Annotated in this window: 10 protein-coding genes and 1 riboswitch; of the genes, 3 read left to right on the forward strand and 7 right to left on the reverse strand. The window is 74.3% G+C overall.

All coding sequences use genetic code 11. The features are described 5' to 3' along the window. Positions 1–115: 115 nt before the first annotated feature. On the forward strand, positions 116–1,669 hold the full coding sequence (locus tag ABZ945_RS29425) for an ABC transporter substrate-binding protein (protein WP_361275632.1): 1,554 nt from the start codon (positions 116–118) through the stop codon (positions 1,667–1,669). A gap of 64 nt (positions 1,670–1,733) precedes the next feature. On the opposite strand, the gene ABZ945_RS29430 is transcribed toward ABZ945_RS29425, so the two are convergent. The 5 genes from ABZ945_RS29430 to ABZ945_RS29450 form a co-directional block, all read right to left on the reverse strand. After that, a complete protein-coding gene (locus ABZ945_RS29430; protein ID WP_361275635.1) occupies positions 1,734–2,828 on the reverse strand; it encodes a hypothetical protein in 1,095 nt (364 codons plus the stop codon). Between the two features lie 33 nt (positions 2,829–2,861). Then, a complete protein-coding gene (locus ABZ945_RS29435) occupies positions 2,862–3,893 on the reverse strand; it encodes an NlpC/P60 family protein (protein ID WP_361275638.1) in 1,032 nt (343 codons plus the stop codon). Positions 3,894–4,175: 282 nt separating this feature from the next. After that, positions 4,176–5,231: an NlpC/P60 family protein gene (locus ABZ945_RS29440; protein WP_361275641.1), complete on the reverse strand. Its 1,056-nt coding sequence runs from the start codon at positions 5,229–5,231 to the stop codon at positions 4,176–4,178. Between the two features lie 324 nt (positions 5,232–5,555). Further along, complete coding sequence (locus ABZ945_RS29445) at positions 5,556–6,911, reverse strand: NYN domain-containing protein (RefSeq protein ID WP_361275644.1); 1,356 nt, start codon at positions 6,909–6,911, stop codon at positions 5,556–5,558. 112 nt (positions 6,912–7,023) lie between these two features. Next, complete coding sequence (locus ABZ945_RS29450; protein WP_361275646.1) at positions 7,024–7,266, reverse strand: hypothetical protein; 243 nt, start codon at positions 7,264–7,266, stop codon at positions 7,024–7,026. A gap of 155 nt (positions 7,267–7,421) precedes the next feature. Here ABZ945_RS29450 and ABZ945_RS29455 point away from each other — a divergent pair, with 155 nt between their 5' ends. Continuing rightward, entirely contained in the window at positions 7,422–8,117 is a 696-nt protein-coding gene (locus ABZ945_RS29455; RefSeq protein ID WP_361275649.1) for a rhomboid family intramembrane serine protease, read from the forward strand. Then, positions 8,114–8,398 (forward strand): Lrp/AsnC ligand binding domain-containing protein, encoded by a 285-nt coding sequence (locus tag ABZ945_RS29460; protein ID WP_361275652.1) that lies wholly within the window; start codon positions 8,114–8,116, stop codon positions 8,396–8,398. The genes ABZ945_RS29455 and ABZ945_RS29460 overlap by 4 nt, the downstream gene beginning before the upstream one ends. Before the next feature lie 754 nt (positions 8,399–9,152). On the opposite strand, the gene ABZ945_RS29465 is transcribed toward ABZ945_RS29460, so the two are convergent. Then, entirely contained in the window at positions 9,153–10,562 is a 1,410-nt protein-coding gene (locus tag ABZ945_RS29465) for an aminotransferase class V-fold PLP-dependent enzyme (protein ID WP_361275655.1), read from the reverse strand. A 171-nt stretch (positions 10,563–10,733) separates the two neighbouring features. Continuing rightward, positions 10,734–10,851, reverse strand: a riboswitch (SAM riboswitch). Positions 10,852–10,944: 93 nt separating this feature from the next. After that, positions 10,945–12,009, reverse strand: a complete 1,065-nt coding sequence (trpD, locus tag ABZ945_RS29470) for an anthranilate phosphoribosyltransferase (RefSeq protein ID WP_361275657.1) — start codon at positions 12,007–12,009, stop codon at positions 10,945–10,947. Positions 12,010–12,109 lie beyond the last annotated feature (100 nt).

Genomic DNA, 12,109 nt, shown 5'->3' on the forward strand with positions numbered 1-12,109 from the left:
GTTCGGGCCGGCGGGGGCGTTCTCGGCGCGGTTCCCGCAGGTGGGGTGCGGGGGTGAGATGGCCGGGGGTGGTGGCTGGGCCACCCACCTCCCCCCACCCCCAAGGACTGAGGACATGCGGTTCTCACGCCTCACCCTCATCGTCGTCTGCACCGCCTTAATCGCGGCCGCCACCGTCTCCTGGCGGCTGTGGCCGCCAGGCGGCGACCGGACCGACCCGATCGTGGTCGGCACCACGGGCGCGGTCACCTCCCTCGACCCGGCCGGCGCCTATGACACCGGCTCCTGGGCGCTGTTCGAGAACGTGTACCAGAAGCTGCTGACCCTGGCCCCCGGGTCCACCAGCCCCGCCCCGGACGCCGCCGAGAGCTGCCGGTTCACCGGGCCGGGCATGCGGACGTACACCTGCCGGCTCCGCCGCGACCTGGTCTTCCCCGACGGCCGCCCGGTCACCAGTGCCGACGTCAAGTTCTCCATCGACCGGGTCCGCGCCATCGCCTCGCCGGTCGGGCCGGCCGCGGTGCTGGACACCCTGCGGGAGGTCCAGGCTCGGGACGGGGAGGTCGTCTTCCACCTCCGCACCCCCGACGCCACCTTCCCGCTCCGGCTGGCCACCGGGGCCGGCTCCATCGTGGACCGCGCCCACTACCCGGCGACCTCGCTGCGCCAGGGGAACACGGTGGACGGCACGGGGCCGTACCGCATCCGCTCGTACGAGCCGGGCAAGCGGATCGTCCTGACCCCCAACGACCGCTACCGGGGCGCCGTCCCGCGCCGGGGCTCCCCGGTGGAGATCCGGTACTACGACGACCCCGGCGAGCTGGCCCGGGCCTGGGACCGCCGCCGGATCGACGTGGTCAACCGCGGGCTGCCGCCGAAGATGCTCACCTCCTTCCTGGACGGCACCTCCGACGCGCAGGTGGACGAGGCGAGCAGCGGGGAGTCCCGGATGCTGGTGTTCAACCTGCGGGACCGCTCCCCCGCCGCGGACCGCGCGGTACGCCGGGCCGTGGCCGCGCTGGTCGACCGGCCCCGGATCGCCGCCGGGCCCTATCTCTCCACCGTCGACCCGCTCCTCTCCGTGGTGCCGCGTGGCTACGTCGGCCATGTGAACGCCTTCCAGGACGAGTACCCGCGCCCCTCGCCCGAGCGGGCCGCGCGGCTGCTCCGCGAGGCCGGGATCACCCCGCCGGTCCGGCTGACCTACGGCCACCGGGCCGGCCCGACCTTCGCCAAGGAGGCCGCGGAGCTGCGCCGGCAACTGGAGGCGGGCGGGCTGTTCCGGGTCACGGTGGCCTCCGCCGACTGGCCCGACTTCCAGCGGGGCTTCCTGGCCGGCCGCTACGACCTGTACGGCTTCAGCTGGACGCCCGACTTCCCCGACCCGGACAACTTCGTCCAGCCGCTGGTCGGCACCCGCAACGCGCTCGCCAGCCGCTACTCCAACCCCCGCATCGACACCCTGGTCTCGGCCACCCGAGGCCACGAGGAACGGGTGCGGGCCGTGGGCGACTTCCACACCCTCCAACGCGAGGTGGCCCGCGAGGTCCCCGTCCTGCCGCTCTGGCAGCGCAAGGAGTACGTACTGAGCACCCCGGACGTCACCGGCGCCCAGTACCTGGTGGACGGCGGCGGCGCCTGGCGCCTCTGGGAGCTGCGCTGGCTGTGAGGCCAGGTGACCACCGCCGGGCCCCTGGGGATGGCGCGGGGCCCCGGCCCGGACACCTGTGGCCTCACCGCCCCGCCCCGGGGCCCAACTCCTCCCGCACAGAGGCGCGCCAGCGAGCGGTGAAGGCCTCCGGGGTGGTGCCGAGCACCGTGCGCAGGGCCGTCGGGCCGCCGGACGTACCCGCGCGGCGGTACAGGGCGCGCAGCCGGTCCTCGCCCCACTCCTCGGCCACCAGCGCGCAGGCGAGGTGGGCGCCTTCGTAGGCGCGGGCCAGGGCGGGCGGGTCGCCGCCGAAGGCGAAGTCGTCGTCCTGGGGCAGGGTGTGCGGGGGGCCGGTACGGGTGAGTTCGGGAGCGATCTCGCGCGGGGCGAGCTTCCTGCCCCGCCAGGCCGCCCAGTCGGCGAAGCCCTCCGAGAGCCAGAGCGGGGTGCGCTCGGTGGTGGCGCGGCGGGTGGCCACATGGGTGGTCTCATGGGCGATCACCACCTCCCGGCCCAGCGCGCTCAGCCCGGCGTACTCCTCGGGGTTGACGACCACCCGGTCCGCGGGCGCCCCGGGGCCGGTGCGCCCGGTGGTCACCGCGGCGGTGCCCGCGTACGCGCTGGCCGACTGGCCCAGCAGGGCGCCCATGGCCGCCTGCGAGGGCGGCAGCAGGACCAGGACGCGGCGGGCCCAGGGGTCCGGCCAGGCGGCGGACGCGGCGGTGACGGCCCGGTCGGCGGCCCGGGCGACCTCCGCCAGCCGCTCCGGGAGCTGCCCCACCCCGAGGACGAGGGCGCGCGCACCGCGCCGCGCGCGTACCGGGCCCTGGTCCCAGGGCTGCGCGGCGGCGCCCGGCGCGGGGCGGTCGGCGTCCACCCGCCAGCCGTCGGCGGCGCGGTGAAGGTCCAGCGTGCGGGCGGCGGTGACCGGGGCGGTGTCGTATCCGGCGAGGCGGTACGTCAGTTCGGCGCTCGCGGTCGCCCGGTCGCCGTCCAGCCGGACGCCGGTGGGCCGCAGCGTCCAGGAGGCGAGCTCCGCCCCGCCCAGCGCGGAGGCGGGCCGCCCGGCGACGGCGGCGCGGACGGCGGCGGCCTCGTCCCGGGGCGCATGCCGCGCGCAGCCGCCGGCGAGCAGTCCGGCGGCCCCGAGAACGGCGGCCCGCCGGGAGATGGCCATCCCCCGATCGTACGGGGCGGCCCGCCGTACGCCTCAGACGCGGGTGACGGCGGAGACCGGCATCATGCCGACCGGGTCGTAGCGGACCGGGGCGCCCGGGTAGGGGGCGTGCACCACCTGGCCGTTGCCCATGTACATGGCGACATGGCTGGCGTCGTCGCGGTAGGTGACCAGGTCCCCGGGGCGGGCCTCGGCGAGCGGGACATGGCGGCCGGCGCCCCGCTGGGCCTGCGAGGTGCGCGGGATGCCGACACCGGCCTGGGCGTACGACCACTGCATCAGCCCCGAGCAGTCGAAGCCGTCGGGGCCGTTGGCGCCCCAGACGTACGGCCGGCCGACCGCCCCCCGGGCCGCGGCCACCGCGGCGGCGGCCCGCCCGGAGACCCCGCCGGCGACCGGCGGCAGGTCTTCGCGCCCACCGGAGCGGGAGGCCCGGTCAGCCCCGTCGATATCCTGCCGCTCCTTCGCGGTCAGCGCGTTGAGCACGGTACGGGCCTCGGCGAGCTTCCGCTCCACGGTGCGCTTGTGCGCGGCGACCGCGGCCCGGCTGCGCTCCAGATCGGCCAGCGTACGGGTGGCCTCGGCGCGCTGCTGGTCCAGCCGGCGCTGCTCGCGCCCCAGACCGGCCAGGACGCCGGCCTGCTGCTCGCCCATCCGGTCCAGGGCCGCGGCCCGGTCCAGGTAGCCGTCCGGGTCGGAGGTGAGCAGCAGCCGCAGAGCCGGATCCATCCCGCCGGAGCGGTACTGGGCGCCGGCCACGCTGCCGAGGACGCCCCGCATCCGGTTGATCCGCTCCTGGCCGCGGGCCACCTCGTCCTGGAGGGCGCCGACCCGCTCGCGCAGGTGGTCGCTGCGCTCGGCCGCCGCGTTGAACCCCTCGGTGGCCTTCTCGGCCTCCGCGTAGAGCCGGTCGACCCGCGCCTTGGGCCCGTCCGCGGGGGCGGTGGGCGCGGCGCCCGCCGGGGCGGCGGCGAGGGCGGCGGCGGTGGCCGCCGCGGCGGACAGGACGGTGGTTCTCGCGCTGCGGGTGAGCCCCGGCTGCGAGGACCGGCGATGGGACGCCACGGACCGCGCTCCCTTCACTGGACGGCTGGACGCGCACGCGCACGGATCCGTCCGGCGGGGCGGTCGGCCGCCCGGGTCGCCACTCGGTGCACGCGGTGCGCGGCAGACAGTAGCCAAGTGCGGGGGGTGCGGCCAGCGGCCGAAGGGGCCGGGAACGGCTCCGCCCCGCCGGAGACCACAGGTCACCGACGGGGCGGGGTGTCAGCTTGAGGGGCGGCGAACCACCCGATCGGGCGGGTGTGCCGGGCGCGCCGGGCGGTCTGCCGAACCGTCAGGCAAGCGTCAGATGCGGACGCCGAACTGGAAGTCGCCGAGCCACTCCATGGACTCGTAGCGCACCTGGGTGCCGGGCTTGGGGGCGTGCAGCACCTGGCCGTTGCCGGCGTAGAGGCCCACATGGGCCAGGTTGTTGAAGAACACCAGGTCGCCGGGCTGGAGTTGGCTGCGGCCGATCTTGGTGCCGTCGTTGTGCTGGGTGAAGGTGGTGCGGGTGATGCTCACCCCGGCCTGGCCGTAGGCCCACTGGGTCAGCCCGGAGCAGTCGTAGGCGTTGGGGCCTTCCTCGCCCGACTGGTAGGGCTTGCCGACCTGGGTGGCGGCGGCGGACAGCGCGGCAGCGGCCACACCCGAGCCCTTGACCGGGGGTGCCTCCGGCTTGCCGGCCTCGTCCTGCTTGCCGAGCTGGGCGCGCTCGCCGGCCTCGCGGCTGGCGCGCTGCTCCTCCTGCTGGATCTTGGCCCGCTCCTCGGCGGTGAGGGTGTTGAGGAGCTTCTGCGCCTCGGCCAGCTTGCCCTGGTAGGCCTTCTTCTTGGCGCCGATGGTCTTGCGGACGTCCTCCAGGTCGGCCAGCTTCCGGGTGGCCTCGGCGCGCTCCTGGGCGAGGACGCGCTGCTTCTCCTGGACCTCGGCGAGAGCCTCGGCCTGCTTGGCGCCGACCGCGTCCGCGGTGGAGGCCCGGTCGAGGTAGCTGTCCGGGTCGGAGGAGAGCAGCAGCTGGAGCGCCGGGTCCATGCCGCCGGAGCGGTACTGGGCGGTGGCGACCGAACCGAGGCCGTCACGCAGCTCGTTGAGCTCCTGCTGGCTGCGGGCCACCTTGTCCTGGAGGGCGTCGGCCTCCTTCTGGAGCTTGCCGCGCTGCTCGTCGGCGAGGTTGTACTGCTCGGTGGCGGCCTCGGCCTCGTGGTGCAGCTTGTCGACCTTGGCCTTGACCTCGTCCTTGGTCGGCTTCGGGGCGGCCTGAGCGGCCTGGGAAGTCAGGGCGACGGCAGCGGCGGCGGCCGCGGTGATCACGGTCACGCGGGCTCGACTCGGCTGCTTGGGACGGCGGTGGGACCCCACGGAGGCGAGCTCCTTCTTCCTCTTCCGGCCGCCTGCCGGGCCGACGGATCGGCACCCGGCCCCGTACCCGGCGCCCGGCTTCCCCCGCGAAGCGACCCCGGACCGTACGGAACTGGCGGTCCCTCCGCTGCCACTCCGGATGAGTGATCACCTGCGCAGAGGTTTGAGGCCAGACCCTAGTGACCATCTTGTGATCAGTTCAAATCCTGATGCGAAAAATCTCGCTCACGAAGCACTTTCTTTACATCTGTCACACGGACAGTCATGGCGAGTTGACCCACCGTTCAAACCCCGACGCCTCAATTCGGGCAAGTGGGCCAGGCGTTACGCAAGCCGCGAAAGCCGCTTCAGCAGCATCGCGGACGCCACCGGGCGGGCCCCGGACCGGGCCACCCCGTCGGCCACCTCCCGGTCGGTGGAGGCCACCACCACCGGCCGCCCCGGCGGTTCGGCCCGCACCAGCTGGCGGATCAGCTCGTCCGCGGTCACCCCCGGCTTGGAGAACAGCACCCGCACCCCGCGCGGCGGCGCCAGCAGCACCGGGGCGGCCAGCTCGGCCCCGTCGAAGACACAGGTGACCTCCGCCCCGGTCCGCGCCGCCAGCGCCGACAGACCGCCCAGCAGCCGCAGCCGCTGCTTCTCCAACGGCATCGTCGGATAACCGGTCTTGGTCACGTTGTAGCCGTCCACCACCAGATGCGCCTGCGGCAGCGCCAGCAACTGGTCGAGCAGCGCCGGATCGGTCTCCGACAGCGCCCGGGCCGCCACGTCCTTGGGCGACATCCGCCCCGGCCGCACCGCGTCCACGGTGTCCGCCGGGTGCGTACCGGCCGGCGGCAGCGCCAACTCCCGGCGCAGCCCCTGCGCCGACTCCAGCACGGTGTCCAGCAGCAGCCGCAGCCGCATGTCCTCCACCGAGCGACCCTCGCGGGCCGCCTTGCGCCCCGCCTCCACGGCCGACTCCGCCTCGCCCAGCCGGGCCTTCAGCCGGCGGTTCTCGCTCTCCGCGGCGGACAGCTGGTGGGCCGCCTCACCGCGGGCCGTCTCCCACTCCGCCTGGGCGCGGCGCAGCGCCGCCTCGCCCCGCTTGACGTCGCTGAGCGCGCTGCGCAGTTTGCGCTGAAGCGATTCGGCGTCCTTGCGGGCCGTCTCCAGCTCCGCCCGCAGCCGCTCGTTCTCACCCTTGCCGCGCTCCTTGGCCTCCGCCAGCTCGGCCCGTAGCCGCTCCAGCTCCCGCCGCCCGGCCTCGTCGGCCCGCTCGGCGTCCACCCGCTGGGCCTCCTCACCGGCGGCGGCGACCAGTTTCACCCAGTCCGCGGGGCGCAGGATGTACGCGGCCGCCGCGACGTCCACCGGGTCGGCCGCGGCCGGGACGGCGCCGGACTCCACCGCGCCGGCCAGCTCCGGCTGCCCCGATCTCAGCTTCTCGCCGATCCGCTGCCGGAACACCGTGTCCGACTCCAGCGCGGCCGCCATGGCGTTGCCGGCGAACTTCAGCCGGCGGCTCGGGGTGAACCGGGCGTACTGCCGCAGCTGCGCGGGCAGCTCGGCCACGGTCAGTCCGCCGAAGGCCTCCGCGACCAGCGCGACCACCCGGCGCCGCACCGCCTCGGGCAGCGGGCGGTCGAGCGCCTCGCCCGCACCGCCGGCCACCTCGGCGCCGTCACCGGGCTGCTCCACGATCCGTCACCTCTACCCGTCGTCCTCGCGCCCTGCCGGGCCCTGCGCCACCCCCCGTAGCCATACTCCGTACACCGCCCGCGATCCCCCGCGGGCCCCGCGCCCCTCGCCGCTACGAGACGGCGTCCGGCCGGTCCACCAGTTCGATCTGGTCCACCGCGTTGCACCAGCGGCAGCGGACCGACTCGATGGTCTCACTGACCACCTCGCGCTCCTCCACCTTCGGCTCCCCGGCCAGATCCAGATGGACGTACTCGACGACCTTGGACGAGCGGGTCACATCGAAGCGCGTGAGATTGCCGCACAGCGTGCAGCGCCAGCGGGTCGTCGCGGTCGGCAGGGGAACCGTCGTCATCGTGCCGTCTCTTCCCTCGTACGTACGGATGCGGGAGCCGCGGTGCGCCGTCGGACTGCGGTGTCTGGTGCCCGTAACCCTACGGCCTAGCGGGTACCCCCGTGGTGCGGCGAGGCACCCTGTCCCGCTGTTGCCGTTTACGTCATGATCTGTCCATGGTCGATCGCCGCGGACCGGTTGTGACGTACGGGCTGATCGTCGCCTGCGTCCTGGTCTTCCTGCTCAGCCCGGTCTCCGGACTGAACCCCACCCATGGCAGCGGTGACGCGCTGCTCTCCGCCCAGAGCGCCTACTTCCGCCGCTGGGGCGTGGTCCCCGCCGAGCTGCTCAGCGGCTCCCCCCGCGCCCTCCTCACCCCCCTCACCGCGCTCTTCGTCAGCGGCAGCTGGCTGCATCTGCTGGGCAACATGCTGTTCCTCTACGTCTTCGGCGCGATGGCCGAGGAACGGCTGGGCCGTGTCGAGTACGCCCTCTTCTACACCGGCTGCGGCTACCTGGCCCTGCTCGCCTACGCCCTCGCCCACGCCGACTCCACCCAGACCCTGGTGGGCGCGTCCGGCGCGATCTCCGGGGTCCTCGGCGCGTTCCTGCTCCTCTTCCCCCGCGCCCGGGTGACCAGCCTCTTCCCCTTCCTCTTCTTCCTCCCCCTGCGCTTCCCGGCCTGGGCGGTGCTGGTCTTCTGGTTCGTCCTCCAGTGGCTCGCCGCCCGCCAGGCCACCACCGGCCCGGGCGTCGCGTACCTGGCCCATGTGGTGGGCTTCTGCCTGGGCTTCCTCTACGCCTGGGTCCGCCATGGCCGTCCGGCTAGAGTGAGACGGCAAGCAGCGGCCCCCGAGGAAGGACAGCCGTGATCACCGCGATCGTGCTCATCAAGACCAGCGTGGACCGCATCCCCGAGATCGCCGAGTCGATCGCCTCCCTGGACAGCGTCAGCGAGGTGTTCTCCGTGACCGGCACCTACGACCTGATCGCCATGGTCCGGGTCGCCCGCCACGACGACCTGGCGGACGTCATCCCGGGCCGCATCAGCAAGATCCCGGGCGTCGAGGCGACGGACACCCATGTGGCGTTCCGGACGTACTCGCAGCACGACCTTGAGGCGGCGTTCGCGATCGGCCTGGACGGGGCCTAGAGCGGAGTGGGCGGCTGGCGCCGCCGGTGTCCGGGCCTGCCCGCTCCCGGTGGCTTCGCTGCCGCGGGTGGGTCTGTGCTCGGTTGCGGTCCGGTGGCCTGCCCGCTGCCCGGCGGTCTCGCTGACGCGGGTGGGTCTGTTCTGATTGCGGTCCGGTGGCCTTTCGCAGGTCCGGCGGTCGGGTCTGCGGTCCGGTGGGTGGGGGCGTGGGCACTCCGGGCTCACGTGCTCGCCGCTCGCGCTCACCGTTCGACGCTCAAACGACCGCCACATTACGCTCGGCGGCTCCGCGCGCGACCCTGCGTACCCCCACCCGACCGGCGGCGCACTGACCGATTCGCCGTGGCTGATGACCACCATCCCGGGCCAAGGGCCCGGATCGGTCGCCCGCCACCGCCCGGCGGTTGATACGGCCCACCGGGCCCCTGCCCCATACCGCCGCCTGGTGCTGAGACCCGCCCGGTGGGGGTGACTGCCTCTTTCACGGTGGCCCACCATCCCCGGGCCGAGGGCTCGCACCGGTGGGACGCTAGTGCCCGGCGGGTGGGACGGCCCCCCGGCCCGTACCGCCGGATGCGGCCCTTTCGGGCCTGGGGCCCGTACCGCCGCCCGGCTGTTTCCCGGCCGTCAGGCCGGGGTCGTGCCACCGGGGGTGCAGTCGCCCTCCGAACGTTGGGTGGGGTACGCAGGGTTGCGCGCGCTGGGGGCACCCCCTGGACGAAGTCCTTGGGGGAGAGGCCACCGGGCCGCGGGGTTACCGGCCAGCCACCACCCCGGAGGGGACACAGCGGCCGTCTTCGGTGTGGTAGTTCCAGCGGGCCCCGTTGCGGACGAGCTCCTTGACGGCGCGGACGAAGCGGTCGATGTGCTCGTCGGGAGTGCCCGCGCCGAAGCTGACGCGGATGGCGTTGAGGGATCGCTCGCCGGGGGCCGCCTCGGGGGCGCCGCATTCGCCGACGACCTGGGGGTCGCTGCCGAGGAGGGTGCGGACCAGGGGGTGGGCGCAGAACAGGCCGTCGCGGACGCCGATGCCGTACTCCGCGGAGAGCGCCGCCGCGAAGTGGGAGCTGTTCCAGCCCTCGACGACGAACGAGAGGACCCCGACCCGGGGGGCGTCGTCGCCGAAGAGGGAGAGGACGCGCACCTCGGGGACGTCGGCCAGGCCGGAGCGGACCGCCTCGATCAACTGCTGCTCGCGGGCGACGAGGTGGTCGAACCCGGCCTCGGTGAGGGCCTTGCAGGCGGAGGCGATGGAGTAGACGCCGATGACGTTGGGCGAACCGGCCTCGTGGCGGGCCGCGGTGGTGTGCCACTGGACGTCCACGCCGCCGTCGGCGCGGCGGGTGACGGTGCGGGAGGCGCCGCCGCCCGCAAGGTAGGGCTCGGCGTCGCGCAGCCAGTCGGCGCGGCCGGCGAGGACGCCGGAGCCGAAGGGGGCGTAGAGCTTGTGGCCCGAGAAGGCCACCCAGTCGACGTCCAGGTCGCGGACGGACACCGGGTGATGCGGGGCGAGTTGGGCCGCGTCCAGGACGATCCGGGCGCCATGGGCGTGGGCCGCGGCGGCGAGTTCGCGGACCGGCCACAGCTCGCCGGTGACGTTGGAGGCGCCGGTGACGCAGACCAGGGCGGGGCCGTAAGGGTCGCGGGAGGCGAGGGCGCGTTCGAGGATCTCGACGGCCTGCGCGGGGGTGCGGGGCGCGTCGAGGTAGGTGACGCGGTGGGCGCTCCAGGGGAGCAGCGAGGCGTGGTGCTCGGTCTCGAAGACGAAGACCTGGCAGTCGGCGGGCAGCACCGCGGCGAGCAGGTTGAGCGAGTCGGTGGTGGAGCGGGTGAAGACGACCTGGTCGTCCACTCGGCAGTCGAGGAACTCGGCGACGGTGGTGCGGCTGTTCTCGAACAGGTCGGTGGAGAGCTGGGAGAGGTAGCCGGCGCCGCGGTGGACGCTGCCGTAGTAGGGGGCGTACGCGGCGACGTCGTCCCAGACGCGCTGGAGGGCGGGGGCGCTGGCGGCGTAGTCGAGCGCGGCGTAGACCACTTCGCCGCCGGTGACGAGCGGGACGGTGACGTCGCGGCCGAGCACCGGCAGCGGGGCGGCGCAGGCGGGGTCGGCGTCGGCGGAGGGGGCGGAGACGGCGGCAGGCGTGGCGGTGGCGTCGACGGACATGGCGAAACTCCCGTTGCAGGCAGGCGAGTTCACACGCACGGGGCCGAAGGAAGAAGGGGCCCGGCGGTGCGTGGAGAAGGAAGGGGGTGCGAAGAGGGGGCTGTCGCCCTATCGCATTCGCTTGCTCACGAGGCTGCTCCCTTGAGGACCAGGACCCCAGGGTTACGCAGGGGTCCGCGCTTGCCACTGACGTTGTCGTCAGCGGCCTGGTCTTCACCCGGGGCACCCCGCCACGGACGGAGGGTTGCCGGACAGCGGGCCGGGGCCGTGTTCGCTGTCACTCATGACCTTGCAGAGCATCCTGCCATACGTCTCGGAATGCGCAAGGCGCGGTCCGGGATGTGGACCGCGCCGTGCATCACATGGGGAGTGTGGCTGGGGGCTATGACTGGGTGGCGGTGACCCAGCGATCGAGGGCGGTGCGGGCGGCGCCGGAGTCGATGGCCTCGGCGGCGCGGGCCATGCCGGCGCGGATCTGGTCGTTCAGGGGGGCGGGGGCGGGGTCGAGGGCGACCAGCGCGGCCGCGGCGTTGAGCAGGACCGCGTCGCGGACCGGGCCGCGTTCGCCGGCCAGGAGGCGGCGGGCGACCTCGGCGTTGTAGGAGGCGTCGGCGCCGCGCAGGGCCTCGACGGGGACGAGGTCGATGCCGACGTCGCGGGGGTCGAAGGGCTGCTCGGTGACCCCGCCGCCCTGGACCACCCAGACCCGGGAGGTCGCCGTGGTGGTGAGCTCGTCCAGGCCGTCGTCGCCGCGGAAGACCAGCGCGGAGGAGCCGCGTTCGGCGAGGACCCCGGCGAGGATGGGCGCCATCCGGGCGTCGGCGACCCCGGTGGCCTGGGCGCGGACCCGGGCCGGGTTGGTGAGCGGGCCGAGGAAGTTGAACGTGGTGCGGATGCCCAACTCCTTGCGAGCGGCGGCGACATGGCGCAGCGCGGGGTGGAACCTGACCGCGAAGCAGAAGGTGATGCCGGCCTCCTCGGCGACCTCGGCGACCCGGCTGGGGCTCAGTTCGAGGTTGACGCCGAGCTTCTCCAGGACGTCGGAGGCGCCGGAGGCGGAGGACGCGGCGCGGTTGCCGTGCTTGACGACCTTGGCTCCGGTGCCGGCGACCACGATCGCCGACATGGTGGAGATGTTGACGGTCTTGGCGCCGTCGCCGCCGGTGCCGACGATGTCCACGCAGCGGCCGGGGACCTCGATGACCCGGGCGTGCTCGTACATGGTGCGGACCAGGCCGGAGATCTCCTCGACGGTCTCGCCCTTGGCCCGCAGGGCGACCGCGAAGCCGGCGATCTGGGCGTCGGTGGCCTCGCCGCGCATGATGCGGTCCATGGCCCAGGCGGTGTCGTCGGCGCTCTGGTGGCGGCCCTCCAGCAGTCCGTTGAGGACCTGGGGCCAGGAGCGGCCCGCCGCGGTCGGTCCTCCAGCGGGGTACACAGCGCTCATGGTCGCTCCTGGGCTTGGTGTCGGGGCTCGATGGCAACCCTATCCAGTCCCGGGGACGGCGAAGAGCCCCGTCCGTGGACCGGACGGGGCTCTTCTCCGT

The sequence above is a fragment of the Streptomyces sp. NPDC046887 genome (genome assembly GCF_040644755.1).
In the GTDB taxonomy this organism is placed as follows: domain Bacteria; phylum Actinomycetota; class Actinomycetes; order Streptomycetales; family Streptomycetaceae; genus Streptomyces; species Streptomyces lichenis.